A 25,570-nucleotide genomic window follows, 5' to 3' on the forward strand; every position below is an offset into this window, starting at 1 on the left:
GGAGTGTGCGACAAGCCGACGACGCGGGCTGCCCGCCGGGTGAACAGCCCGCCGACTCATCCGGCTGTCGGCGGAAGTTCCGAGGGTGGGGCCGACGGATGCCAGGGCACAGCGCAGCCCCTCGGGCGCCAGAACACGGCCGCAGCCCGACCGAAGCGCCGGTCGTGGTATTCGAACGCTGCCAGAATCAGCACATCCGACGATGCGCCCGAGGATGCGACCGGCACGCGCCTACGCCCCGAGAGCGCGACCGCCACACCCACGGCGACCACGTGTCCCGGGGAACACAGCGAACCGGGCACCACGCAGACCTTCCCGAATCGGAGGGACCGACCGTGAGCGACACCGAACCCATGCGGCGCAATCAAGCCGTCGACCTCGCCCTGGCGATGACCACGCTTGTGGTGGTGGGCACCGCGATCACCGCGAATGTCGGTGCGGGCGAGGTGAATCCGACCGCCTACCTGTTCGGGGCGCTGTTCGGCGGGCTGATGCTGGTGCGGCGGCGGTGGCCGGTGGGGACGCTGCTGGTGTCGGGGGTGGCGCTGCTGGGCTACTACATGCTCGACTACCCGCCGATCGGGCTGGCCCTGCCGGTCGCTGCCGCCTTGTTCTCGGCGGCCGAGCGCGGGCGGCTGTCGTGGGCCATCGGCACCGCGCTCGCGCTGCTGGGTATCTCGACGGCGGTCCGCGTCGGGCAGGGCGACAATCTGGGGTTCGTGCTCGGGTTGGAGTTGCCGACTTCGGCCGGGCTGATGGCCGCCATGATCGCGCTCGGCGACAGCGTGCGCGCGCGCCGGGGTTGGCGCGCCGAGAGCGCGGCGCGGGAGCGGGCCGTCACCGCCGAACACGAACTCGAGCTGGCCGGGCGGCTCGAACAGGAGCGCCTGCGGGTGGCGCGGGATCTGCACGATCTGCTCGCGCACACGGTCTCGGTGATCGCGCTGCACACCGACGTGGCGCGGGAATCCCTCCGAGAAGATCCCGCGACGGCGGAACGCTCCCTCACCGCCGCCCGCACCGCCTGCCGGGACGCCGGGCGCGAACTGCGCGCCACCGTCGACGCCCTGCGCGCCTCCGGCGCCACCGCCCCGCCCGCGCCGGACCTGCGCCGCCTCGCGGAGTTGGTCGCCCCCGCCGAAACGGCGGGCCGCACCGTGACGATCGAGCGTTCCCCGTCGACCACCGAACTGCCCGCGATCGTCGACCTCACCGCCTACCGGGTGATTCAGGAGTCGCTGAGCAACATTCTCCGGCATTCGGACGCGGGCACGGTGCACCTCGAAATCGACCGGGACGACACCGATCTCGTCGTGCGAGTGACCGACGACGGCACCGTTTCCCCGGGTTCCGCCGACCAACCTCACGCCACCGACCGCAACACCTCCCCGAATCCCGGCGCCGGATGGGGGATCATCGGCATGCGTGAACGGGTGACGTTGCTGGGCGGAACCTTGGACGCGGGACACCGGCGAGAGGGAGGGTTCCGAGTGGAGGCGCGAATTCCCCTGCGGGGCAGGCGATGATCCGTGTGGTGCTGGTCGACGATCAGCCGCTGGTCCGGGAGGGGCTGCGCGCGTTGCTCCAGCGCGCCGAGGACATCGAGGTGGTCGGCGACGCGGGCGGTGGGGCGGCCGCCGTCGCGCTCGTCGGCCGCCTGCGACCCGATGTGGTGCTGATGGATATCCGGATGCCGGGCGGCGACGGGATCGAGGCGACGAAACGCATTGTCGCGCACGAGGATCTGCGACACGTGCAGGTGGTGGTGCTCACCACCTTCGACACCGACGACAACGTCCTGGCGGCGATGCGCGCGGGCGCGGCGGGATTTCTGCTCAAGGACACCGATCCCGACGACCTGCGCGCCGCCGTGCGGATCGTCGCGGGCGGTGACGCGCTGCTCTCCCCCGCCGTGACCCGCCGGGTGATGCGCGCCGCCGCCACCGCACCGAACCCCCGCTCCGCGCACCTCCTCGACCGGCTGACCGGCCGCGAACGCGAAGTCCTCGCCGAAGTCGGCGCCGGGCACTCCAACGCCGAGATAGCGGCCACCCTGTCGATCAGCCCGGCCACCGCCCGCACCCACGTCGGCCGCCTGCTGACGAAACTCGACGCCCGCGACCGCGCCCAACTCGTGCGCCTCGCCTACGAAACCGGATTGATCACTCCGGGCGGCCGATAATCCGCCGAGTCGCTGATCACGCGGCCGACCGAGGAGGCAACACGCGTACTCCGGCACCTGGGAACCGAATCCCTACGCCGCGACCGGCTCCGACACCTTCTTCCCCGCGTTCCGCCCCGCGAGGTAGCGCCCCAGCGCGATACCCAGCAGCCCGCCGAGAAAGACCAGCAGGACGATGAACGAGGCGCCGGCGGTGAGTTCGAACAGCGGTCCGTTGTCGCCGAGGTCGAAGCGCGGGAGGAAGTCGAGGAGCCAGGCGGCGGCGCCGCTGCCGACGCCCGCGGCGACGGCGACCTGCAACCACAGGACGGTGAGGTCGGAGCCGCGTTCCGGGTCGGCGTGGGCCTCGCGGTCGCGGCGACCGTCCAGCACACCCCAGCTCACGATGGCGGCCAGGAGGACGAGCAGGCACAGCGCCCGCCACCACACGCCCTGCGTCGGCCAGTACACCATCGTGAAGCCGAGCAGAGTGCGCAGTGCGACGACCAGCGCACCGAGCAGCACGGCCCGCACTACCCAAGCGTTCATGGCTCACACCTTAACCCGCTGGTCCGCGGAACAGAACTAGAACCGGTATCAGAAATTGGGCAGAGTTCCCGACGCACTCACGCGTCCAGCGCGGCGGCCATCTCCGCCCGCGGCGCCGGACGGCCGGTGAACTGCTCGACCTGCCCGTACGCCTGGTTCAGCAGCATCTGCAGCCCGCTCACCACCGTGTGCCCGGCCCGCCCCACGGCTTCGGCGAGCGGGGTCGGCCACGGGTTGTAGATCGCGTCCAGCACGACGGGTGCGGCCGCGACCGCCTCCGCGACAAGAGCCGCCGCGTCGGACGGAATCGTGCTCACCACCGCATCCGCCCGCGCGCACACCTCGCGCACGGCGTCGGCGTCGAACCCCGACACCGTCGCCTCGAGGCCGAGTCGCTGCGCCAGTTCCAGCGCGCTGCGCGCCCGTCCGGCGTCGCGCGCGACCACCGTCACCGCGCTGGCCCCGAGCTCGGCGAAGGCCAACAGGGCGGGCCGGGCGGTACCGCCCGCACCGAGCACCACCGCCTCCTCGACGCGGTCCACTCCCCCGCCGCTCAGCGCGCCGAGCACGCCGTCCACGTCGGTGCAGTCGGCCCGCCACCCGGTCTCGGTGCGCACCAACGTGTTCGCCGAGCCCACCAGCACGGCGCGGTCGGTTCGCTCGTCCGCGTAGGCGAGCGCCGCCTCCTTGCCGGGCATGGTGACCGACAGGCCGACCCATTCGGGCCCCAAACCGTCGACCAGACCGGGCAATTCGTCGGCGGCGCATTCGATGCGCTCGTAGATCCAGTCCAGCCCGAGCGCGCGGTAGGCCGCCAGGTGCAGTTGCGGTGAGCGGGAGTGCGCGATGGGCTTGCCGAGCACCGCCGCCCTGCGGACCGCGCTCACCTCACCGCCCACTGTTGAGAATCCCGCTCTCCATGGCCTTTTCGATATTGCGCAGGTGCTGGGAGTAGGAGTCGGTGAACAGGGTGGTGCCCTTCATGTCGATCGTCACGAAGTACAACCAGTTGCCCGGTTCCGGATTCTCCATCGCCTTCAGCGCCGCGATCGACGGCGAGGCGATGGGGTTGGCGGGCAGGCCGGGCATGGCGTAGGTGTTCCACGGCGTGCGCTTGGCGCGGTCGGCGTCGGTGGTGGCGACCTCGGTGGTGTCGAGGGCGTAGTTGACCGTCGAATCGAACTGCAACGGCTGCTCCACCTCGAGGCGGTTCACGATCACCCGCGCCACCTTCGGCATGTCCTGCGGCAGCGCTTCACGTTCCACCAGGGAGGCCGCGATCAGCGTCTCGTACGGGGTGAGCCCGTTATTGGCGCCGGAGGTCAGCAGACCGGTCTCCTCGTAGCGTGCGGCGCTCGTGGTGATCAGCTGCCGCAGGATCTCCTGCGCGCTGCCACTCGGATCGAAATCCAAGGTGCCCGCGGCGATCAGGCCATCGAGCTGGCGCACCCGGTCGGGGGCGGCGCGCACCTCCTCCTGCGCCCAGGACGGCACGCCCAGCGCCGCCAGGTCGGTGCCCGCGCCCGCCGCGGAGAGTTCCTCGTAGGTGACGCACTTCTTCGCGCCCTCGGCGCCGACGCAACTGGCGGCGGCGATCTTCGTGTAGATGCCCTCCGTGGGCGCGCCGGTGTTCACGTCGTGCTGGTCGTGGAGTTGACGCCCCTCGGAGATGACGACGTTGCCGACCCGCGAACCGGGTGTCAGCAGCGCGGCGACCGCGTCCTCGGCCGGGCTCTGGCTGGGAATCTGATAGAAGCCGGGCTGCACCGCGTTCATGCCCGAATTGCGCACCGCCGCCTCGTAGAACGCGCCGGTGCTGGCCACCACGTCCTTGTCGCGCATCTCCTGCGCGATCTGGGTGGCGGTGTCACCGGGGTGCACCTGCACCACGACCGGAGGCCCGGCCGGGCCCGCGTAGTCGGCGGGCGGCTCGAACTGCGTGATGAGCTTCTTGACCGCGAAGGCCACGGCGGCGACCAGCACGATCGCCAGCACGCCGCCGACGATCAGCATGGTGCGCCGCTTGCGCTTGCGTTCGGCGGCCTTGCGCGAGGCGACCCGCGACCGCTTGCCCTTGCCGCGCGGCGGGCGCTGCCCCCCACCGCGCCCCTTCGCGGCCGCTTTGGCCTGACCGCGGGCGGGCCGCTGCGCGCGCGGCGGCGACGCGGGCTCGGACGGCTCCTCGTCGTAGTCGTCGGCGGCGGCGTACATCGGCGGGCCGTCGTAGAGCGGCTCGTCGTCGGTGTAGCGCGGGATGACGGTGGTGTCGTCGTCGTAGTCGTCCCACTCGTCGTCCTGGCCCGGCGCGCGGCCATCCCTGCCCCACGCGCTGTCGTCGCGGCGGTAGCGCCGATCGGCCTCCCGCTGTCGGTAACGTTCCTCGGCCCGCGCCCATCGGTCGGTCATGCATCGCCCCCGGACGACGCGTCGCGCGCCGCTTCCGCTGACTTCAACACAGCACTCCGTTCGTCCAACCATCCTTGCAGGATCGACACGGCCGCCGCCTGATCGATCACCTGCCGCCGGCCACGCGCGCGAACTCCGCTGTCCCGCAATGCACGTGCAGCAGACACCGTAGTCAAACGTTCGTCGGAAAGGCGGATCGGCACCGGGGCGATTTGCGCTTGCAAACGTTCAGCGAACGCGATGGCGGCCTCGGCAGAACTGCCCTTTTCCCCGCGTAACGTGCGTGGCAGGCCGACGACGACCTCCACGGCTTCATACTCCCGCACAATCTCGGCAATTCTGGCGATGTCGGTGGCGGGGCCCTTTCGGGCCGCGCGCGCCACCGTTTCGACCGGCGTGGCGAGGATGCCGTCGGGGTCGCTGGAGGCGACGCCGATGCGGACGCTACCGACGTCGATGCCCAGGCGCCTGCCCCGTCCGGGGTCGGCCGCCGGATCGGGACGGTCCGCGGTGTGCGGCCGTCCCGTCACGGGCGAACTCTCCGAGTCGCGCATCACCCGGCGATTTCGGCCACCCGCGCGCGGACCGCGGCCAGACCGGCCGCGATACCCGAGGGATCGCTGCCGGCGCCCTGCGCCATCTCGGGCTTGCCGCCGCCGCGGCCGGAGATGCTCGGGCCGAAGCTGCCGACCAGGTCACCGGCCTTGAAGCCGAGCTCCTGGGCGCCCTTGTTCACTGTGACGACGAACGGCACCTTGCCGTCGGCGTTGCCGAGCAGCACCACCACGGCGGGTTCGCTGCCGAAACGGCCGCGGATGTCGGTGGCCAGCGTGCGCAGATCACCCGCCGACACGCCCTCGGGCGCGGCGGCCGCGACCAGCAGCACCCCGCCGACCCGTTCGGCCTGCTCGACGAACGTGCCCGCCGAGGAGAGCACGGCGGCGATCTTGGTGCGCTCGAGTTCCTTCTCGGCCACCTTCAGTCGCTCCACCAGCTGCTCGACGCGCGCGGGCACCTCCTCCGAGGGCACCTTCAGCGACGACGCGACGCCGGCCAGCAGCGCGCGCTCCTTCGCCAGGTACTTGTAGGAGTCCAGGCCGACGAACGCCTCGACGCGCCGGATGCCCGACCCCACCGACGACTCGCCGAGCACGGTGATGGGGCCGATCTGCGAGGAGTGCTGCACGTGCGTGCCACCGCACAGCTCCATCGAGAACGGGCCCCCGATCTCGACCACGCGCACCGCGTCGCCGTAGTTCTCGCCGAACAGCGCCAGGGCGCCCATCTGCTTGGCCTTCGGCAGATCGGTGACGAACGTGTTGACCGGGAAGTCGGCGCCCACCGCGTCGTTGGACACGGCCTCGATATCGGCCTTCTGCTGCTCGCTGAGCTGGCCCTGCCAGTTGAAGTCGAAGCGCAGGTAGCCGGGCTTGTTCAGCGAACCCGCCTGCACGGCGTTGGGGCCGAGCACCTGCCGCAGCGCGGCGTGCACCATGTGCGTGCCGGAGTGGCCCTGGGTGGCGCCGCGCCGCCAGGCCGGATCGGCCTGGGCGAGCACCACGTCGCCCTCGGTGATCTGGCCCTGTTCGACGGTGGTCTTGTGCACCCACAGCTTCTTGGCGATCTTCTGCACGTCGTTGACGCGCAGCTTCACACCCGACGCGGTGATGGACCCGCGGTCGGCGATCTGGCCGCCCGACTCGGCGTAGAGGGGGCTGCGGTCGAGGATCACCTCGACGTCCTGGCCCGCGGTCGCGGCCGGGACGCGCACGCCGTCGGCGATGAGGGCGAGCACGTGCGCCTCGGAGGTGAGCTCGTCGAAGCCGGTGAACTCGGTGGCGCCGCGGTCGACCAGCTCCTTGTAGATGCTCAGGTCGGCGTGGGCGTGCTTGCGGGCGGCCGCGTCCTCCTTGGCGCGCTGGCGCTGTTCGGCCATCAGCGAGCGGAAGCCGTCCTCGTCCACCGACAGGCCCGCCTCGGCGGCCATCTCCAGGGTGAGGTCGATCGGGAAGCCGTAGGTGTCGTGCAGGGTGAACGCGTCCGACCCGGCGATCGTCTTGCCGCCCTTGGCCTTCACGGCCGCGGCGGTGTTGTCGAACAGGGTGGAGCCGGTGTTCAGCGTCTTGAGGAAGGCCGTCTCCTCGCCCACCGCGACGGTCTCGATGCGGCGGAAATCGGTGGCCAGCTCCGGATAGGAGGGCGCCATCAGGTCGCTGACGACCTTGATCAGCTCGGCCATCACCGGCTTCTCGGCGCCGAGCAGGCGGGCCGAGCGCACGATGCGGCGCAGCAGGCGGCGCAGCACGTACCCGCGGCCGTCGTTGCCGGGGTTGACGCCGTCGGAGATGAGCATGGCGGCGGTGCGGGCGTGGTCGGCGATCACGCGGAAGCGCACGTCGTCGGCGTGCTCGACGCCGTAGGAGCGGCCGGTGAGCTCCTCGGCCTTGTCGATGATCGGGCGCATGAGATCGGTCTCGTAGACGTTGTCCACGCCTTGGAGCAGCAGCGCGACGCGCTCCACGCCCATGCCGGTGTCGATGTTCTTCTTCGGCAGCGACCCGACCGGCGGGTGGCCCTGCTTGGGGCTCAGCTCGCCGCGGATGTCCTGCATGAAGACGAGATTCCAGATCTCGAGGTAGCGGTCCTCGTCGGCGACGGGCCCGCCCTCCTTGCCGTATTCGGGGCCGCGGTCGTAGTAGATCTCCGAGCACGGGCCGCCGGGACCGGGCACGCCCATGTCCCAGTAGTTGTCCTTGCCGTCGCGGAACTGGATGCGCTCCTTGGGAATTCCCGCGACGCGGTGCCAGATCTCGGCCGCCTCGGGATCGGATTCGTAAGCGGTGACCCAGATCCGCTCCGGATCGAACCCATAGCCGCCGTCCTCCTGCGACTTGGTGATCAGCTCCCACGCGAAGGTGATGGCGCCTTCCTTGAAGTAGTCGCCGAAGGAGAAGTTGCCCGCCATCTGGAAGAAGGTGTTGTGCCGGGTGGTGACGCCGACCTCTTCGATGTCACCGGTGCGCACGCACTTCTGCACGCTGGTCGCGCGCGGGTACGGCGGCGCCTCCTGGCCCAGGAAGTACGGCTTGAACTGGACCATGCCCGCGTTGACGAACAGCAGGTTGGGGTCGGCCAGGATCAGCGAGGCGCTGGGCACCTCGGTGTGTCCGGCACGGACGAAATGGTCCAGGAAACGCCGTCGAATCTCGTGGGTCTGCACAGGTATCCAGCCTACCGGTGCGGCGCACCCGGTTTTTCATCGCCCGCCCCGACGCGTCACTTCCCGCGCACGATGCGCCGCAGCCGGTCCACGCGTGGCCCGACCTCGCGTTCGTAGCCGTGGTCGGTGGGCCGGTAGTAATCCGCGCCGACCAGTTCGTCGGGCGGGTACTGCTGGGCCAGCACGCCGTCGGGATCGTCGTGCGGGTACTTGTAGCCCTGCGCGTTGCCGAGTTTCGCCGCGCCAGCGTAGTGACCGTCGCGCAGGTGCGCGGGCACCGCGCCCGCCTTGCCCGCCGAGATGTCGGCCATGGCCGCGCCGAGCGCGGCCGGGACCGCGCCCGATTTGGGGGCGGTGGCCAGGTGGATGGTGGCGTGAGTGAGGGTGAGCTGCGCCTCCGGCATGCCGATGAGCTGCACGGTGTGGGCGGCCGCGACGGCGGTCTGCAACGCCATCGGATCGGCCAAGCCGATGTCCTCGCTGGCCGAGATGACGAGCCTGCGGGCGATGAATCGCGGATCCTCCCCCGCGCTCAGCATGCGGGCCAGGTAGTGCAGGGCGGCGTCGACATCGGAGCCGCGGATCGACTTGATGAACGCGCTCACCACGTCGTAGTGCTGGTCGCCCGCGCGGTCGTAGCGCACGGCGGCGCGGTCCACGCTCGCCTCGACCAGCGCGAGGTCGACGGTGCCGTCCAGGGAGGACTCGGCCGAGGCCTCCAGCGCGGTGAGGGCGCGGCGCGCGTCGCCGCCCGCGATGCGGACGAGGTGCGCCATCGCCTCCTCCGTGACGGTGTAGGCGCCGTCGTAACCGCGCGGGTCGGTGAGCGCGCGGCCGAGCACCTCGCGGATGTCGTCGTCGGTCAGCGATTGCAGTTGCAGCACCAGCGAGCGCGACAGCAGCGGCGAGACCACCGAGAACGACGGGTTCTCCGTGGTGGCGCCGACGAGCAGCACGATGCGGTTCTCCACGGCGGCCAGCAGCGCGTCCTGCTGGGTCTTGGAGAAGCGGTGTACCTCGTCGATGAACAGGACCGTGCGTTCACCGTGCGTGAGGCGCCTGCGGGCCAGGTCGATGACCGCGCGCACCTCTTTGACGCCCGCCGAGAGCGCCGAGAGCGCCTCGAAGCGGCGGCCGGTGGCGCGCGAGATGAGCGAGGCGAGGGTGGTCTTGCCGGTGCCGGGCGGCCCGTACAGCAGCACCGAGGCGGCGCCCGAGCCCTCGATCAGCCGTCGCAGCGGGGAACCGGGCCCGAGCAGGTGGCGCTGGCCGACGACCTCGTCCAGCGAGGCGGGACGCATGCGCACGGCAAGCGGCGCGGCGTCGCCGGGGCCGCGGAAATCGACGTTCGCGCTCGACGGTTCCGGGTCGGCCCCGGCGACCTCGAACAGTCCGTCGGTCATCGGCGGGCCTCGCCGCGCCGCACCGAACCCTCGCCCGGAGGGGTGCGCTCACCACAGGGATTCATCGTTTCCGACCGTACCGCGCCCGTCCGACAAGCCCGCGCGGGTCACGGATCGGGTACGAGTGCCGCGTCGATTTGCCAGCCCCGCGCGGTGGTGCTGAGATCATCTCCCGTGGCTGCAAACGAGGTCGTTTCAGATGCCGTCCGCGCCGAATCGATCGGCAGGCGCGCCCTGTTGAAGGGCGGCGCCGCGGCGGCGACGGCGACCGCGCTGCTCACGGCGGGCGCGCCCGCGCGGGCCTCGGGTCCGGTGTTCCGGCACGGGGTGGCCTCGGGTGATCCGCTGCCGACCGGCATCGTGCTCTGGACGCGCGTGACCGTGTCCGACGAGGCCGCACCCGGCTCCGGGCTCGGCGCACCCGCGGCGGTCCACTGGGAGATCGCGGCCGACGCGGAGTTCGAGGATGTCGCGGCGTCGGGCACGGTGACCACGTCGGCCGACTCGGATCACACCGTCAAGATCGACGTCACCGGGTTGCATCCCGGCCGCGAGTACCGGTATCGGTTCACCGCGTTCGGCCAGGATTCGCCGGTCGGGCGCACCCGCACCGCGCCCGCGCCCGGCGACTCCCCCGACCGCCTGCGCTTCGGCGTGGTGTCCTGCTCCAACTGGGAGGCCGGGTATTTCGGTGCCTACCGGCATCTCGCGGCGCGCGGGGATCTGGACGCGGTCATCCACCTGGGCGACTACATCTACGAGTACGGGCGCGGCGAGTACGGCGGGCGCACCGGCACCGTCCGGCCGCACGATCCGCCGCACGAGATCGTCAGCCTGGCCGACTACCGCATCCGGCACGCCCAGTACAAGACCGATCCCGATCTGGCGGCCCTGCACGCGCTGGTGCCGTTCATCTGCACCTGGGACGATCACGAATCCGCCGACAACTCCTGGTCGGGTGGGTCGAAGTACCACGACCCGGCGGCGCGAGGCAGCTGGGCGGATCGCCGCGCCGCCTCGGCCCGCGCCTACCTGGAGTGGATGCCGGTGCGCGCGGCGGGTTCGGGCGCCGACGTGCGGATCTACCGGCGGCTGCGGTTCGGCACGCTCGCGGAACTGTCCATGCTGGATCTGCGCAGCTACCGCGACGAGGAGGTCGCGCCGGGCGCGCACTGGCGCGAGATCGACGATCCGGACCGCACGCTGACAGGCAAGGCGCAGATGGAGTGGCTGACCGCCGGCCTGGAGTCCGCGCCGGTGCGATGGAAGCTGGTGGGCAATTCGGTGATGATCGCGCCGCTGGTGTTCCCGCCGCTCGAGCCGGCGACCACCGCCGCGATCACCGGGGTGCTCGGCGTACCGCAGGCGGGCGCGCCCGCCAACGCCGACCAGTGGGACGGGTACACCGCCGACCGGCAGCGCCTGTTCCGCGCGATCACTGACGGGCAGGTCGGCGACGTGGTGTTCCTGACCGGCGACATCCACTCCTCATGGGCGGCGGACCTGCCGGTCAACCCCGCGAACTACCCGGGCGGACCCACCGTGGGCGCGGAGTTCGTGGTCCCCTCGATCACCTCGGCCAGCATCGGCGAACTTCTGAAGGCCCCGCCCCGCACGGCCGCGGTGCCCGTCGAGGAGTCCATCAAGGCGTTCAACCACCACTTGCGCTACGTGGAGGTGGAGTCCCACGGCTACGGCGTGCTCGAGGTGACCGAGGCCGAGACCCGCATGGACTGGTTCTACGTGCTCGACGTGGAGGACCCGAACACCGGTGTGCGCCACGGTGCGGCGTTCGCGGTGCGCAGCGGCGGACGCCTGGAACCCCGCCCACCCGCCTGATCCGGGGCTCGACGATCGCGTCGGCGGACCGTGCGGGCGCGGCTTCTAGGTCCGCGATGGCGAGCGTGGATGCGCGGACGCATCTCACGCGCCCGGGTCTCGTCCTCCAGTTCGGCGCGGTATCGACCCACACCGACTGCCTGCTCGCCCGCCGTCGCCGGCCCGGCGACGGCGGGCATGGCGCGACTACTCCGCCCAGCGCTCCTCGAGCAGCGCCGACACCTGTTCGGCGAAATCGCCGATGGCGTCGTCGCCGGTGCAGCGGGCGTCCTCGCCGAGGGCGGCCCAGCGGTTGATGAGGGCGGCCGAGCGCGGGACCGAGAGGCCGTGTTCGCGGGCGGCGGCGATGCGGGCGTGGTCGGCGGGCAGGAACCAGTAGGTCGACAGCCAGACCCAGATGAGCCGCGCCTCGAGGATGCGTTCGGCGAGCACGTCGTCGTCGGCCAGCGCCGGGAACACCCCGACCACCTCGGAGCGCCACGCCTCCACCATCTGCTTGGCGCGCTCGCGCGAGAGCTCCATATCGCACAGGCAGCCCGGGAACGAGACCAGCGCGTAGGCGATGTCGAGGGTGGCGTCGCGGAAACCGCCCCACTCGTAGTCGAGGAAGCGGGCGCCCTCCTCGTTGAGTATGACATTGTCGGGGCACAGATCCGACGGGCTGAAGGCGCGGAAGCGGCCCGAGGCGAACAGCCGGTTGCCGCGCACGATGCGCTCGGCGATCTCACCGGGCACCTCGATGCCCAGCTCGCGCCGCAACAGGCCCGGCACCTCGGCGATGGCGGTCTCGGCCTGCTGGGCGATGCCGTCGACCCGGTGCACCACCTCCACCCGGCGCAGCAGGGCGACGAAATCGGCCTCGCGACCCACGGTGGCGGCGTGCATGCGGCCCATCGCCTGCGCGAACGCCATCAGCGCGTGGCGGGTGGCGGGTTCCGCGCCGGAGCTCAGCACGTCGGTCATCCGGGTGTTCTCGCCGAGGTCGGAGAGGATCAGCAGGCGCTCGGGCAGGCTGTAGGCGATGAGGTACGCACCGGGCCGCTGCTCGCGGCTGAGCGCGGTGGTGAACTGGTAGGAGACCGCCTCGCGCAGGAACGCCGAGTCGATGCTGGCGACGCCCGGCGCCGGGCCGGCCTCGCGGCGGTCCTTGTCGGCCCCGCGGACCTGCTTCACGATCAGGGTGCGCGGTAGCGAGAAGGCGTTCTCCGCGACACGGACACGCAGGACTGTCGTCCTACCACTACCGCTGAGTTCCATCGGATCGCTCAGCTTCACCGGAGCACCCATTCGCTTTGTGAGCAACTGTTGTGCTGCGGACACGACTTCGGCGGCGCGTTCGGCCAATAGTGCGGTCATCGCCTCTCAAGCTACTCGCATCTGGTCACTTCTAGCGAGCGGTTGCACAACCTTTCCGCTTCGCTCGGCGTGTCTCGTCCCGTGGTGGCGGACGGCGCCCGGCTCGCTTGACACCATTGCACCCGTCCGGTTTTCTCATCGTGAACTGCTGTGCGCCACTTCGCAAACCAGTCGCGTCGAAAGGTCTTCACACTGTGACCGACACACCGTCTCCCACGCCGAAAGACCCCTCCGGCGGCGCACCGCAGCAGGGCGGTGGGGAGCCATTTGCAGCCCCGCCCGGGCAGCACCAGTACCCGGGGCCCGGCGGGCAGCAATCGCCCCAGCAACAGCCCCCCGCGTCGGGTCCGCAGAGCGGTGATCCGTACCCGGCGCCCGCCCCTTACCCCGGCCCCGAGCCGCAGCCCGGCGGCCACGGCAGGCACGAGATGCCCGGCGGCGCGGGGTACCCGCAATTCGAGGGTCCCGGTGCGGCGCAGTACGGCAACGAGCCCGTCGAGCCACCGCCGCCGCTCGGACAGCAGCAGCCGGTGTACGGACCGCCCGGTACGGGTCCCGGTGCGCCACAGGTCCAGCCGGTGTACGGCTACCAGGCGGCGGCCGTGCCCGACCATCTCGACGTGGGCAACGCGATCAGCTGGGGACTGGAAAAGTTCCGTACGAATGTTGGTTCGTGGCTAGGAGTTACGGCGACAGGCGTCGTGATCTACCTGGTCTTCTTGGCGATCGTGCAGATCTTCGAACCGAATTCGCTGCTGCCGCTGCTGTTGCTGTTCCTGCTGGTGATGACCGGGGTGTGGTTGCTGCAAGCGGCCATGGTGCGCGGCGCGCTGTACCAAACCGACGGTGTGCGACCGCATTTCGGCTCGTTCTTCCGTATCCCCAACGCGGGCAACGTGCTGCTGACGGCGCTGCTGGCCGCGTTCGGCACCTGGCTCGGGCTGGCCCTGTGCGTGCTGCCGGGTCTCGCGGTCGGCGTGCTGTGCATGTTCGCGCTGCACTTCGTCGTCGATCAGGACATGGGCCCGATCGACGCGATCCGCTCCAGCGCGACGCTGGTGATCAACAATGTCGTGCCCACCCTGCTGCTCGCACTCTCGGTCGCGATCCTGACCTTCTTCGGCCTGCTGCTCTGCGGGATCGGCTTGCTGGTGGCGGGCCCGGTGTCCGTGCTGGCCGTCTCCTACGGCTACCGCGTCCTGACGGGCCGCCCGGTCGCCCCCTGACCGGTCCGGTCCTACACGGGTTCCGGTCCGGTGCGCGCACCGGACCGGAACCGTGCGATCAGTCGGCCTTCTTCGCCTCGTCCGGCTTGACGTCCAGTCCGGCTTCCTTGCGCTGCTGCGCGGTGATCGGGGCCGGGGCGTCGGTGAGCGGGTCGGCGCCGCCGCCGGTCTTCGGGAACGCGATGACCTCGCGGATCGAGTCCAGCCCGGCCAGCAGCGCGGTGACGCGGTCCCAGCCGAAGGCGATGCCGCCGTGCGGGGGCGCGCCGTAGGCGAACGCGTCGAGCAGGAAGCCGAACTTCTCCTGCGCCTCCTCGTGGCTGATGCCCATCACCTTGAACACCCGCTCCTGCACGTCGCGGCGGTGGATACGGATCGAGCCGCCGCCGATCTCGTTGCCGTTGCACACGATGTCGTAGGCGTAGGCCAGCGCCGAGCCCGGGTCGGTGTCGAAGGTGTCCAGCGATTCCGGCTTGGGCGAGGTGAACGCGTGGTGCACCGCCGTCCACGCCGAATGCCCCAGCGCCACATCGCCGCTGGCGGTGGCGTCATCGGCGGGCTCGAACAGCGGCGCGTCCACGATCCACACGAACGACCAGGCGTTCTCGTCGATCAGGCCGACCTTGCGGGCGATCTCGCCGCGCGCCGCGCCCAGCAGCGCGCGCTGCGCCTTGGCCGGGCCCGCCGCGAAGAACACGCAGTCGCCGGGCACCGCGCCCACGTGCTTGGCCAGGCCCTCACGCTCGGCGTCGCTGAGGTTCTTGGCGACCGGGCCGCCGAGCGTGCCGTCCTCGCCGATCAGCACGTAGGCCAGGCCCTTCGCGCCGCGCTGCTTGGCCCACTCCTGCCAGGCGTCGAGCTGGCGGCGGGGCTGGCTCGCGCCGCCCGGCATCACGACCGCGCCCACGTACGGCGCCTGGAACACGCGGAACGGCGTGTCCTCGAAGTACTCGGTGCACTCGGTGATCTCGACGCCGAACCGCAGGTCGGGCTTGTCGGAGCCGAAGCGGCGCATGGCCTCGGCGTAGGTCATGTGCGGGATCGGGGTGGGGATGTCGTGGCCGATGAGCTTCCACAGCGCGACCAGGATCTCCTCGGCCAGCAGGATCACGTCCTCCTGGCGCACGAAGCTCATCTCGATGTCGAGCTGGGTGAACTCGGGCTGGCGGTCGGCGCGGAAGTCCTCGTCGCGGTAGCAGCGCGCGATCTGGTAGTACCGCTCGATACCGCCGACCATGAGCAGCTGCTTGAACAGCTGCGGACTCTGCGGCAGCGCGTAGAAGCTGCCCGGCTGCAGGCGGGCGGGCACCAGGAAGTCGCGCGCGCCCTCGGGGGTGGAGCGGGTCAGCGTGGGGGTCTCGACCTCGACGAACTCGTGGCGGGCCAGCACCTCGCGGGCGGCGGCGTTGACCTTGGACCGCAGGCGGATGGCGTGACCGGGCACGTCGCGGCGCAGGTCCAGGTACCGGTACTTGAGGCGGGCTTCCTCGCCGGGCTGCTCGTCGAGCTGGAACGGCAGCGGCGCGCTCTCGTTCAGCACCTCGAGCGAGGTGACGTTCACCTCGATCTGCCCGGTCGGCAGCTCGGGGTTCTCGTTGCCGTCGGGCCGCTGCTCCACCACGCCGGTGACGAGCACGCAGTACTCCGCGCGCAGGCGGTGCGCCTGTTCGGCGGCCGCGCCCTCGCGGAACACCACCTGCGCCACCCCGGACGCGTCGCGCAGATCGATGAAGATCACGCCACCGTGGTCGCGCCTCCGGGCCACCCATCCGGAGAGGGTGACGGTCTGACCGGCGTGCTCGCTTCGCAGCGAACCAGCCAAGTGGGTGCGCAGCACGGGATTCCTTTCGACGACGCTTCACACCGGGGAGGGTGTGCGACCAGGTGCGGCAACCATCGTAGTTAGACACGTTCGGCAAGTGGAAACCGATATCCGTCCCGCCGTGTCAAGCTGTAGCCGACAGTTAGCGAGGCGCCGCGACGCCGGTCAATGGGAGCACCATGACGTTCAACGAGGGGATGCAGATCGATCCGAACCGGGCCTCGTCCGGTGGCGGGCCGGGGATGGGCGGCAAGCTGGCGCTCGGCGGCGGCGCGACGGGCCTGATCGTGCTGGTCCTGACGCTGCTGCTGGGCGGCGATCCGGGTTCGGTGCTGGGGCAGTTCACCGGCGCGCAGAGCACCGAGCAGTCCCAGCCCGGCACCCAGGGCACGCCCGAACACTGCAAGACGGGCGCCGACGCCAACCGGTACGTCGACTGCCGGGTCGTCCTCACCGCGCAGAGCCTCGACGCGGTGTGGGCCACGGAACTGCCGAAGCAGACCGGTGAGCGCTACATCCAGCCCAAGGTGCGGTTGTTCTCGGGCGCGGTCGCCACCGGGTGCGGGCAGGCGTCCAGCGCCGTGGGCCCGTTCTACTGCCCCGCCGACCAGACCGCCTACTTCGACGCGAGCTTCTTCCAGGAGCTGGTAGACCGGTTCGGCGCCAGCGCGGGCCCGCTGGCGCAGGAGTACGTGGTGGCGCACGAGGTCGGCCACCATCTGCAGAACCAGCTCGGCGATCTCGGTCGCTCGCAACGGGATCCGCGCGGACCCGAGTCGGGCGCGGTGCGCACCGAACTCCAGGCCGACTGCTACGCCGGGATCTGGGCGTACTACGCCGACAAGATGCCCGCGCCCGGCTCGGATCAGCCGTTCCTGAAGAAGTTGTCCGACAACGACATTCGCGACGCGCTGTCGGCGGCGGCCGCGGTGGGCGACGACCGCATCCAGCGCGCCGCGCAGGGCCGGGTGAACCCGGAGGCGTGGACCCACGGCAGCTCCGAGCAGCGGCAGAAGTGGTTCCTGGCCGGCTACCGGACGGGTCAGGTGAGCGCGTGCGACACCTTCTCCGCCCAGGACCTCGACAACCCGTCCGCCCTGCGCTGACACCACCCGCGCGGCCGCCCTCGACGGGCGGTCGCGCGCTGTCGTGTCCGCCCGTCGTGGCGTAATGTGCTGGCCGGGTGGGCGTTCGGCCACCGCTCTCGAGTAAGGAAGCTGCCATGCGAAGAACTGCGTCGGCTCTGCTGGTCGTGGCGTTCGCGCTGGTGACGGGTTCGGGTCTGACCGCGGCCGAACCCCCGCGCACCACGCCCGAGGACAAGGGACTCGCGCTGGTCACGCTGACGACGCTGCCCGACGGCTGGGACGGCCGCACCGATCTGCGCCCCCAGCTCGAGGTCTTCGGCGATGCCAGCGCCCACCGTTACCCGGATGCCGTTGCGCCCGAACGCGATCCGGACACTCCGGCGAAGCAGGTGCGCGGGTCGGTCCCGAAAGAAGCGCTCGACGAGGCGATCACCGAGATCCGCGCGCTCGCCGAGGTGGACCTCGGCATCCCGACCTCGGCCGACAACAAGTCGGGCTCCCAGATCATCGACGTCATGCCCGAGAATCCCGGCGAGGACGTTCACCTGATCCTGTACTCGCCCGGCAACGACGAGGGCCTCACCGACGACCACAAGGCCGCCCGCGAGCGCTTCGCCGACGTCTACCGCGAACTCATCGACGCGTTCAAGGCGGAGTAGGGGCACCGCCGTCGGGCGACGAACCCTGGCACTGCGGGTGGCGTGAGCCGCCTTTTGAGGCCGAGTAGGGGCATCGTCGGCGGCCGACGCGGGTTACGTGAGCCGCCTTCAAAGCCGAATATGGGCACCGTCGGCGGCGGCCCCCTGTCGACACGGGTGGCGTGAGCCTCCGTCACGGCGCTGGTGCAGGAGCGCGGCTCCGAAATGACAGGTCGCAACCGGTTCCGCTGGCGACGACCGGATCCGCCCTCCCGCAGCGAGGGACAGCCAAAGGGTCCCCCCGGGCGAGAATCCTGCGATGCCAACCGGTTTCGCGACACATCCGAGAAACGACGGTGCCCGTCACCCCGAAGGGCGACGGGCACCGAGTGCGTTTCCCCCGCTAGAACTGGTCCTGCTCGTAATCGGAGCTGAGCAGTTCGTCGGTGTGGGTGGCGCCGATGACGTCGGGGGTCGACTCGCCGAGCGGGCCCGTGAGATCGTCGTTGCCCGTGCGGCTCTGGTAGGGCTGCACGTTGCGGCCGTGCTCGTCGTCGTCGTTCTGCCGACCCGCGCCTGCCGCGCCGGGGCCGCCCATGAACGAGCTACCAGCGCCCGCCGGCGTGGTGGACCCGCCGAGACCGGGAATGGTCGCGCCGGGCAGGCCCATCGGGCGCGCCGACGGGATCGCCACACCGGGCAGACCGGTGACCGGGCGCGCGCCCGAACCGGGGCCGGGGCCGCCGGGGCCGGGACCCGGACGGCCGGGCGTACCGATCAGACCGGGCGAACCCGGGCCCGGGGAGCCGGGGGTGTTGAGCGAGGACGGCAGCGTCGACGTAGACGGCGAGCCGGTGTTGAGTCCGCTCGGGTTGGTGCTCGCGGCCTGCGTCGCGGTCTCCTGCGCCTGCGCGAGCAGCGGCTCGCCGATGTTCTGCACGGCGGCCTGGGCGACCTCCTGCGGCGCGGGCAGCCCGCTCTGGCCCAGCAGCTGCGACACCACGCCGTTGAGTTCGGCGGTCTTGCCCGCCAGATCCCCGCGGGTGGTGTTCACGATCGTCACGGCCTGGCCGAGGTGTTCGGTCGCCGTCGCGATGATCGCGGCCTGGCCGGGCGGGGTGAGGATCACCGGCGCCATGGCGGTGGCCTGCGCGGCGAACGAGCCAGCGACGGTCAGCAACTGCGCGTTGCCCTGCTGCACCACCGCAGCCGCGCGCTGGGTGAGCTCGGAGATGTCGAAGCCGCGCTGGCTGGTCTCCTGCCCCTGCGCCTGCGCCTCCTGGCCCGCGATCTGCGCCTGGCGCGAGGCCTGGCCCTCCCACAGCTGCTCGACGGTGGCGAGGCTGCCCTTGCCGACCTGCATGGCCATCTCGATGACCTGCGAGGACTGGTTGAGGATCGCGGTCGGGTCCAATGCGCCGAGCACGCCGGTGCCGAAGCTCTGCAGCAGTTCCAGGATCGGCTGGAACAGCAGGTCGACGCCGGGCAGCGCCGGCACCTGCAGCCCGCTCATCAGCGCGCCGATCGGATCGGCGGGCAGTTCGGGCAGCGTCGGCAGCGGCGAGGATTCGCCCGCGGTGGGGCTCGCGGTGGCCGAATCACCGCCGCCACCCCCACCCAGCAGGCCGCTGGCCGGGGCGATGAGGTTCTGCGCGGCGTCCTGCGCCTGTTCGGCCGCGTGGCTGATGGCGTTGTTCGCGCCGGCCAGCAGATTGTCGACGTCGGCGGAAACGCCGCCGAGGATGTCCTGCGGGTCGGGAGCGGAACCGCCGCCCAACCCGCCGAGGCCGCCCAGGCCCGCGGGCGTGGTGGCCAGGCCCGGCGAATCCTCGCCGACCTTGCGCGACAGCAGGAATTCGGGCGCCTCGACCGGCGGGATGTCCTCGGGCAGCTGGGTCAGCGGCACGTCGACGATCGCCTGATCGGTCGGGATGGCGGTGCTCTGCGGCGCGGCGGGGGCGTGCGAGGCCGCGGTCGCGTGGTCGAGCGATTCGGCGCCGGGCTCGGACGGCGGCGCGATGAGTCCGGTGGGCGAACTGTCCAGTGGTTTCATCACGCCCCTCAGATCTGCGTCGCCTGGACGTTCAGCGCGCCCGCGTTGTCACCGTCGGTGGTCTCGTACAGCGAGGCGGCGTTGAACGCCTTGTAGGACAGGTCGGAGTACTTCGCGGACAGGTCGTGGATGTCCCTGGCCTGGAGTACCTGCGCGGCGGCGAAGCTCAGCAGGTAGTCGGCGCCGATCAGGCCGAAGACCGGCGTGAGCGCCGAAACGCTGCCGACCAGGTCCATATTGGCGGCGCCCGAGATCTGCGCGGCGATCCCGGCGTTCTGTGCGGCGAACTCCCGTACGCCATCGGTCTGTACTGAGACTTCGGTCATCGCATGCCCCCCATTCGTCGTGTGCGTGTACGTCTTGTCGAAACGTCAGAAACGACTGTGCCGTCGGGCAGTTGGGACCGCCCGAGGAGGCGACGTCGCCCCGGTGTGGTCAATATAGCCGACCCTTCGGACAGTTTTCGAGCCGATCCGCGGGCTCCGACAGAACTAGAACTTGTTGCAAATTAGAACAAGTTCTATATTCTTGCGCCATGAAGGTCGCAGTGACCGGCGCCGCCGGCTACCTCGGTACCAATCTGCTCCGCCGGCTCGCGGACCTCGGACACGAGGTCACCGCGATCGACCGCGCCGTCCCCGGGCACATCGTCCACCCGAACGTCACCTGGGTCACCGGCGACGTGCTGGACGCGGCATCGATGCGGTCGGTGCTCGACGGCGCGGAGATCGTCTACCACCTGGTGGCGGTGATCACCCTGGCCGAACAGAACGATCTGGCGTGGCGCGTCAACACCGAGGGCGTGCGCGTCGTCGCCGAGGCCGCGCTCGAGGTCGGCGCGCGCCGCCTGGTGCACGCCAGCTCCATCCACGCGTTCGATCAGTACAGCTGTGGCGGGCGCATCGACGAGACCTCGGCGCGCTCCACCGATCCCGGGCTGCCCGTCTACGACCGGTCCAAGTGGGCCGGCGAGATCGCGCTGCGCTCGGTGATCGACAAGGGCCTGGACGCGGTGCTGTGCAATCCCACCGGCGTGTTCGGCCCGGTCGATCGCAGCACGCCGCTGTCGCGGATCAACCGCACGCTGCGCGACGCCGCCCACGGCAGGCTGCCCGCGATGATCGGCGGCGGCTTCGACCTGGTCGACGTGCGCGATGTGGCGGGCGGACTGCTGCTGGCCGCCGAGAAGGGCCGCACCGGCGAGAACTACCTGCTCGGCGGGCAGATGATCGCAATGGTCGATCTGTGCCGCCGCACCGCCGCGTACGGCGGCAAGAAGGGGCCCCGCTTCACCATCCCGCCGAAGCTGGTCGGCGGGCTGATCCCGGTGCTCGCGCCGATCGGCAAGATGCTCGACACCGACATCCTGTCCAAGGCCGCGCTGGGCGCGCTGGTCTCGGCGCCGCTGGTCGACCACGGCAAGGCCGAACGCGAACTCGGCTACCGGCCGCGCCCGATCGACGAGACACTGCGCGACCTGGTCGCCTTCTACGCCGACCCGGAGGGTTTCGCGGCCGCCGCCGCTTGACAGTCATTAGAACGCATGTTCGACTGACGGGGTGCGCTGGCAGAACCAGACCCTGGACGCCGACGACGGCGCCCTGCCCGGCCTGACGCGGGCGGGGCTCGTCCGGACCGTCCGCACCCCGGAGTTCGAGGGCATCACGTTCCACGAGGTGCTCTGCAAGAGCGCGCTGAACAAGATCCCCGCCGAGTCGTCGCTGCCGTTCAAATGGACGGTGAACCCGATGCGCGGCTGTTCACACGCCTGCCGCTACTGCTTCGCGCGGCCCACGCACGAGTACCTGGACCTGGACGCGGGCCGCGATTTCGACGCCCAGCTGGTGATCAAGACGAACGTGGCGGCGGTGCTGCGCCGCGAGCTGGCCCGCCGCTCGTGGCGGCGCGAGCCCGTCGCGCTGGGCACCAACACCGACCCGTACCAGCGGGCCGAGGGCCGATACCGGTTGATGCCGGGCATCATTCGCGCGCTCACCGACGCGGGCACGCCGTTCTCCGTGCTCACCAAGGGCACGCTGCTGCGGCGCGATCTGCCGCTGCTCACCCTCGCCGCCCGCGAGGTGCCGGTGCACCTGGCCGTCTCGATCGCCATCCTGGACCCGGCGCTGCACGAGGGGCTCGAATCCGGCACGCCGTCGCCCCGCGCGCGGCTGGACCTGGTGCGCGCGCTCACCGACGCGGGGTTCGACGTGCATGTGATGGTCGCGCCCGTGATCCCCTACCTCACCGACGGCCGCGCCCACCTGGACGCGCTGCTGGCCGCGATCGCCGGGGCCGGCGGCGCCTCGGTGACGATCCTGCCGATGCACCTGCGCGGCAGCACGCGCGGCTGGTTTCTCGGCTGGCTGGCCGAACACCACCCGGCGCTGCTGCGCCGGTATCGGGGGCTCTACGGCCGCGGCGCCTACGTCTCACCGGAGTATTCGGCGTGGCTGCGCGAGCGGGTGGCTCCGCTGCTGGTCCGGCACGGCCTCGCGCGCGAGAGCGACGCGCCCCGGCCCAAGGCCGCGCCCGCACCGGCTCCCGCGCCCGACACGCAGCTGGCCTTGTTCGGCTGACCGTCCCGCCGAATGCTAGTAGGTTGGCGGGAGGCACCCTTCTTCGACGAGGAAGTCGAGCAGGCAGATGGTTGCGCATCGCGAGGATTCCGCGGCGGCCCCACTGGACAAGGTCGTCATCCGATTCGCCGGCGACTCCGGCGACGGCATGCAGCTGACCGGCGACCGCTTCACCCACGAGGCGGCCGCGTTCGGCAACGACCTGGCCACCCAGCCGAACTTCCCCGCCGAGATCCGCGCGCCGCAGGGCACGCTGCCCGGTGTGTCGTCGTTCCAGATCCAGATCGCCGACTACGACATCCTCACCGCGGGCGATCAGCCCGATGTGCTGGTCGCGATGAATCCGGCCGCGCTGAAGGCGAATATCGACGACCTGCCGCGCGGCGCGACCGTCATCGCGAACACCGACGAGTTCACCAAGCGCGCCCTGGCCAAGGTCGGCTATACCGCCGACCCGCTCGAGGACGGCTCGCTCACCGATTTCGTGGTGCACCGCGTGCCGATGACCACGCTGACGCTCACCGCCGCCGAACCGTCCGGCATCGGCAAGAAGGACGGCAGGCGCGCGAAGAACATGTTCGCGCTCGGCCTGCTGTCGTGGATGTACGGGCGGCCGCTCGGCGGCACCGAGCGCTTCCTACGGGAGAAGTTCGCGGCGTTCCCGGAGCTCGCGGAGGCGAACATCCTCGCGTTCCGCGCGGGCTGGAACTACGGCGAGACCACCGAAACCTTCGCCACCACCTACGAAATCGCGCCCGCCGCGCTGCCGCCGGGCACCTATCGCCAGATCACCGGCAACACCGCGCTCGCTTACGGTCTGGTGACGGCGGGACAGCTGTCGGGCCTGCCGGTCTTCCTGGGCACCTATCCGATCACCCCGGCGTCGGACATCTTGCACGAGCTGAGCAAGCACAAGCGGTTCGGCGTCACCACTTTTCAGGCCGAGGACGAGATCGCGGGCATCGGCGCGGCGCTCGGGGCGTCGCTGGGCGGTTCGCTCGGCGTCACCAGCACGTCGGGGCCGGGGCTGGCGCTGAAGAGCGAGACCATCGGCCTGGCCGTCATGACCGAGCTGCCGCTGCTGGTCATCGACGTCCAGCGCGGCGGGCCCTCCACCGGGTTGCCGACCAAGACCGAACAGGCCGATCTCCTGCAAGCGCTCTACGGCCGCAACGGGGAATCGCCCGTGCCGGTGCTCGCGCCGCGCTCCCCCGCCGACTGCTTCGCCACCGCCGTCGAGGCGGCCCGCATCGCGCTCACCTATCGCACGCCGGTCCTGCTGCTCTCCGACGGCGCGATCGCGAACGGTTCGGAGCCGTGGGCGATTCCGGATGTGCGCGACTTGCCGCCCATCGACCCGGGATTCGAGCCCGACGCCGAGGACGCGTCCGAATTCCTGCCCTACGCGCGGGATCCCGAAACGCTGGCGCGACCGCTCGCCGTGCCGGGCACGCGGGGCCGCGCGCACCGCATCGGCGGGCTGGAGAAGTCCGACGGCACCGGCGACATCTCCTACGATCCGGCCAATCACGAACTCATGGTGCGGTTGCGGCGGGCCAAGATCGACGGCATCGCCGTCCCCGACCTGGTGGTGGACGATCCCGACGGGCGCGCCGAACTGCTGCTCATCGGCTGGGGCAGCTCGTACGGGCCGATCGGCGAGGCCTGCCGCCGCGCGCGCCGCCGGGGCGTGCCGGTGGCGCAGGCGCATCTGCGGCATCTCAATCCGCTGCCGCCGAATCTCGGTGCGGTACTGGGCCGTTACCGCACGATCGTGGCGCCGGAGATGAACGGCGGGCAGCTCGCCTTGCTGTTGCGCGCGCGCTACCTCGCCGATGTGCGGCCCTGGACCAAGGTCGCGGGCACCGCGTTCTCCGCGCAGGAGCTCGTCGGCGTCATCGATGCCGCGCTGGACGGTTCGCTCGAGGAGCTGGAGCGCGCCAAGACCGAGGCCGCGCGGGCGTCGGCCACCTACCTCCACCACGGCGCACAGACCGGGGGCCGCTGATGACCATCATCGAAACATCGCTCGTGGGAACGGATCTGGGGATCACCGGCACGTGGGGCGTCCCGGCTGCGGACGCGCCGCAGAAGGCCGCCGACTTCGCCTCCGATCAGGAGGTGCGCTGGTGCCCCGGCTGCGGCGACTACGTGATCCTGGCGACGGTGCGCGGCTTCCTCGCCGAACTCGGGCTGCGCCGGGAGAACCTGATGTTCGTGTCCGGGATCGGCTGCTCCAGCCGTTTCCCGTACTACCTGGACGCCTACGGCATCCACTCCATCCACGGCCGCGCGCCCGCCCTCGCCACCGGCCTGGCCGTGACGCGCCCGGACCTGTCGGTGTGGGTGGTGACCGGCGACGGTGACGCGCTGTCCATCGGCGGCAACCACCTCGTGCACGCGTTGCGCCGCAACGTGAACATGACGATCCTGCTGTTCAACAACCGCATCTACGGGCTCACCAAGGGCCAGTACTCCCCCACCTCCGAAGAGGGCAAGATCACCAAGTCCACCCCCATGGGCTCGGTGGACCACCCGTTCAACACACTGTCGATCGCGCTGGGCGCGGAGGCCACGTTCGCCGCGCGCGCCCTGGACTCCGATCGCGCCGGGCTCACCGAGGTACTGCGGGCCGCGGCCCAGCACCGCGGCACCTCGTTCGTGGAGATCCTGCAGGACTGCCCGATCTTCAACGACGGCTCGTTCGATCCGCTGCGCCGCGAGCACGCCGCCGACCACCTCATACCGCTGCGCCAGGGCGAGCCGATCGTCTTCGGCGCGGACGGCGAATTCGCCGTTGTGCGTAGCGGTTTCGGCCTCGACGTGGTCGCGACGGCGGAGGTCGACCCGGCCGAGATCGTCGTGCACGACGCCTACGCCGACGACCCCGGCTACGCGTACGCGCTCTCGCGCCTGTCGGACCAGAACCTGACGCACGTGGTGACCGGCGTGTTCCGCAGCGTCGCGCGGCCGACCTACGACGACAGCGTCCGCGCCCAGGCCGCCACGGCCCGCGAACGCAACCCCGTCACACCCGAATCGCTGCAAGAGCTGCTGACCGGCCCGGAGACCTGGACCGTCGACCGAGCACGGTGACGTAACCCGCCACCACTCTCGACGCCCTCTTCTCGAAGCGGACGAATTCACCTCACCCGCAACGGCATTCGTCCGACCCCGCCGAACCGGCCGCGCTCGCCGAACGGTCCCCCACACATCCCACGTGCACTTTC

20 protein-coding genes are annotated in these 25,570 nt (G+C 71.0%); 10 read left to right on the forward strand and 10 right to left on the reverse strand.

Translation table 11 applies throughout. From position 1 onward, the window contains the following. Positions 1–335: 335 nt before the first annotated feature. Positions 336–1,526 carry a sensor histidine kinase gene (locus tag OHB21_RS32875; RefSeq protein WP_084537706.1) on the forward strand — a complete coding sequence of 397 codons (1,191 nt, stop codon included), beginning with the start codon at positions 336–338 and terminating at the stop codon, positions 1,524–1,526. Further along, entirely contained in the window at positions 1,523–2,182 is a 660-nt protein-coding gene (locus OHB21_RS32880; protein ID WP_067509671.1) for a response regulator, read from the forward strand. The genes OHB21_RS32875 and OHB21_RS32880 overlap by 4 nt, the downstream gene beginning before the upstream one ends. Before the next feature lie 72 nt (positions 2,183–2,254). Here OHB21_RS32880 and OHB21_RS32885 read toward each other — a convergent pair whose 3' ends face one another. From OHB21_RS32885 to OHB21_RS32910, 6 genes are all read right to left on the reverse strand, one after another. Then, positions 2,255–2,710 carry a B-4DMT family transporter gene (locus OHB21_RS32885; RefSeq protein WP_067509673.1) on the reverse strand — a complete coding sequence of 152 codons (456 nt, stop codon included), beginning with the start codon at positions 2,708–2,710 and terminating at the stop codon, positions 2,255–2,257. Positions 2,711–2,787: 77 nt separating this feature from the next. Next, positions 2,788–3,609, reverse strand: a complete 822-nt coding sequence (locus tag OHB21_RS32890) for a shikimate dehydrogenase (protein WP_067509674.1) — start codon at positions 3,607–3,609, stop codon at positions 2,788–2,790. Then, positions 3,599–5,116 (reverse strand): endolytic transglycosylase MltG, encoded by a 1,518-nt coding sequence (locus OHB21_RS32895; protein WP_328436203.1) that lies wholly within the window; start codon positions 5,114–5,116, stop codon positions 3,599–3,601. The genes OHB21_RS32890 and OHB21_RS32895 overlap by 11 nt, the downstream gene beginning before the upstream one ends. After that, entirely contained in the window at positions 5,113–5,670 is a 558-nt protein-coding gene (gene ruvX, locus OHB21_RS32900) for a Holliday junction resolvase RuvX (RefSeq protein WP_195124484.1), read from the reverse strand. The genes OHB21_RS32895 and ruvX overlap by 4 nt, the downstream gene beginning before the upstream one ends. Further along, positions 5,670–8,336 (reverse strand): alanine--tRNA ligase, encoded by a 2,667-nt coding sequence (alaS, locus tag OHB21_RS32905; RefSeq protein ID WP_195124485.1) that lies wholly within the window; start codon positions 8,334–8,336, stop codon positions 5,670–5,672. The genes ruvX and alaS overlap by 1 nt, the downstream gene beginning before the upstream one ends. Positions 8,337–8,392: 56 nt before the next feature. Next, positions 8,393–9,739: a replication-associated recombination protein A gene (locus OHB21_RS32910; RefSeq protein ID WP_195124486.1), complete on the reverse strand. Its 1,347-nt coding sequence runs from the start codon at positions 9,737–9,739 to the stop codon at positions 8,393–8,395. Between the two features lie 174 nt (positions 9,740–9,913). Here OHB21_RS32910 and OHB21_RS32915 point away from each other — a divergent pair, with 174 nt between their 5' ends. Then, positions 9,914–11,578 carry an alkaline phosphatase D family protein gene (locus OHB21_RS32915; protein ID WP_324191864.1) on the forward strand — a complete coding sequence of 555 codons (1,665 nt, stop codon included), beginning with the start codon at positions 9,914–9,916 and terminating at the stop codon, positions 11,576–11,578. A gap of 186 nt (positions 11,579–11,764) precedes the next feature. On the opposite strand, the gene OHB21_RS32920 is transcribed toward OHB21_RS32915, so the two are convergent. After that, positions 11,765–12,934, reverse strand: a complete 1,170-nt coding sequence (locus OHB21_RS32920; protein WP_067513892.1) for a phosphotransferase family protein — start codon at positions 12,932–12,934, stop codon at positions 11,765–11,767. A gap of 194 nt (positions 12,935–13,128) precedes the next feature. Here OHB21_RS32920 and OHB21_RS32925 point away from each other — a divergent pair, with 194 nt between their 5' ends. Then, the gene (locus OHB21_RS32925; protein ID WP_324191863.1) at positions 13,129–14,160 is read left to right on the forward strand and encodes a DUF2189 domain-containing protein; all 1,032 of its coding nucleotides are present in this window, start codon (positions 13,129–13,131) and stop codon (positions 14,158–14,160) included. A 58-nt stretch (positions 14,161–14,218) separates the two neighbouring features. Here OHB21_RS32925 and aspS read toward each other — a convergent pair whose 3' ends face one another. Next, complete coding sequence (aspS, locus tag OHB21_RS32930; protein ID WP_067513894.1) at positions 14,219–15,997, reverse strand: aspartate--tRNA ligase; 1,779 nt, start codon at positions 15,995–15,997, stop codon at positions 14,219–14,221. Positions 15,998–16,161: 164 nt separating this feature from the next. On the opposite strand from aspS, the gene ypfJ reads away from it, so the two are divergent. Together ypfJ and OHB21_RS32940 are read left to right on the forward strand one after the other, a co-directional pair. Continuing rightward, positions 16,162–17,088, forward strand: coding sequence for a KPN_02809 family neutral zinc metallopeptidase (gene ypfJ / locus OHB21_RS32935; protein WP_195124487.1), 927 nt, complete (start codon positions 16,162–16,164; stop codon positions 17,086–17,088). 116 nt (positions 17,089–17,204) lie between these two features. Beyond that, complete coding sequence (locus OHB21_RS32940; protein ID WP_195124488.1) at positions 17,205–17,729, forward strand: hypothetical protein; 525 nt, start codon at positions 17,205–17,207, stop codon at positions 17,727–17,729. A 382-nt stretch (positions 17,730–18,111) separates the two neighbouring features. Here the strand turns inward: OHB21_RS32940 and OHB21_RS32945 are convergent, their stop codons facing one another. Together OHB21_RS32945 and OHB21_RS32950 are read right to left on the reverse strand one after the other, a co-directional pair. Next, complete coding sequence (locus tag OHB21_RS32945) at positions 18,112–19,761, reverse strand: hypothetical protein (RefSeq protein WP_067513897.1); 1,650 nt, start codon at positions 19,759–19,761, stop codon at positions 18,112–18,114. Between the two features lie 8 nt (positions 19,762–19,769). After that, on the reverse strand, positions 19,770–20,087 hold the full coding sequence (locus tag OHB21_RS32950; RefSeq protein ID WP_067513912.1) for an ESX-1 secretion-associated protein: 318 nt from the start codon (positions 20,085–20,087) through the stop codon (positions 19,770–19,772). Between the two features lie 209 nt (positions 20,088–20,296). Between OHB21_RS32950 and OHB21_RS32955 the strand changes: the two genes are divergently transcribed. The 4 genes from OHB21_RS32955 (at position 20,297) to OHB21_RS32970 (ending at position 25,436) form a co-directional block, all read left to right on the forward strand. Beyond that, positions 20,297–21,289 (forward strand): NAD-dependent epimerase/dehydratase family protein, encoded by a 993-nt coding sequence (locus OHB21_RS32955; protein ID WP_067513898.1) that lies wholly within the window; start codon positions 20,297–20,299, stop codon positions 21,287–21,289. Positions 21,290–21,320: 31 nt separating this feature from the next. Then, entirely contained in the window at positions 21,321–22,340 is a 1,020-nt protein-coding gene (locus tag OHB21_RS32960; protein WP_195124489.1) for an Rv2578c family radical SAM protein, read from the forward strand. A 67-nt stretch (positions 22,341–22,407) separates the two neighbouring features. Beyond that, positions 22,408–24,348: a 2-oxoacid:acceptor oxidoreductase subunit alpha gene (locus OHB21_RS32965; RefSeq protein WP_195124490.1), complete on the forward strand. Its 1,941-nt coding sequence runs from the start codon at positions 22,408–22,410 to the stop codon at positions 24,346–24,348. After that, entirely contained in the window at positions 24,348–25,436 is a 1,089-nt protein-coding gene (locus OHB21_RS32970; protein ID WP_195124491.1) for a 2-oxoacid:ferredoxin oxidoreductase subunit beta, read from the forward strand. Before OHB21_RS32965 ends, OHB21_RS32970 begins: the two co-directional genes overlap by 1 nt. The last annotated feature ends 134 nt before the right edge of the window (positions 25,437–25,570 follow it).

Source organism: Nocardia puris (assembly GCF_036051655.1).
Classification (GTDB): domain Bacteria; phylum Actinomycetota; class Actinomycetes; order Mycobacteriales; family Mycobacteriaceae; genus Nocardia; species Nocardia puris.

Bases quoted from the DNA above. Each gene is read 5' to 3' on its own strand.
- OHB21_RS32880 (WP_067509671.1), top strand. From the start codon at position 1,523: ATGATCCGTGTGGTGCTGGTCGACGATCAGCCGCTGGTCCGGGAGGGG.
- OHB21_RS32885 (WP_067509673.1), bottom strand. From the start codon at position 2,710: ATGAACGCTTGGGTAGTGCGGGCCGTGCTGCTCGGTGCGCTGGTCGTC.
- OHB21_RS32895 (WP_328436203.1), bottom strand. From the start codon at position 5,116: ATGACCGACCGATGGGCGCGGGCCGAGGAACGTTACCGACAGCGGGAG.
- ruvX (WP_195124484.1), bottom strand. From the start codon at position 5,670: ATGCGCGACTCGGAGAGTTCGCCCGTGACGGGACGGCCGCACACCGCG.
- OHB21_RS32910 (WP_195124486.1), bottom strand. From the start codon at position 9,739: ATGACCGACGGACTGTTCGAGGTCGCCGGGGCCGACCCGGAACCGTCG.
- OHB21_RS32920 (WP_067513892.1), bottom strand. From the start codon at position 12,934: ATGACCGCACTATTGGCCGAACGCGCCGCCGAAGTCGTGTCCGCAGCA.
- ypfJ (WP_195124487.1), top strand. From the start codon at position 16,162: ATGACGTTCAACGAGGGGATGCAGATCGATCCGAACCGGGCCTCGTCC.
- OHB21_RS32940 (WP_195124488.1), top strand. From the start codon at position 17,205: ATGCGAAGAACTGCGTCGGCTCTGCTGGTCGTGGCGTTCGCGCTGGTG.
- OHB21_RS32945 (WP_067513897.1), bottom strand. From the start codon at position 19,761: ATGAAACCACTGGACAGTTCGCCCACCGGACTCATCGCGCCGCCGTCC.
- OHB21_RS32950 (WP_067513912.1), bottom strand. From the start codon at position 20,087: ATGACCGAAGTCTCAGTACAGACCGATGGCGTACGGGAGTTCGCCGCA.
- OHB21_RS32955 (WP_067513898.1), top strand. From the start codon at position 20,297: ATGAAGGTCGCAGTGACCGGCGCCGCCGGCTACCTCGGTACCAATCTG.
- OHB21_RS32965 (WP_195124490.1), top strand. From the start codon at position 22,408: ATGGTTGCGCATCGCGAGGATTCCGCGGCGGCCCCACTGGACAAGGTC.
- OHB21_RS32970 (WP_195124491.1), top strand. From the start codon at position 24,348: ATGACCATCATCGAAACATCGCTCGTGGGAACGGATCTGGGGATCACC.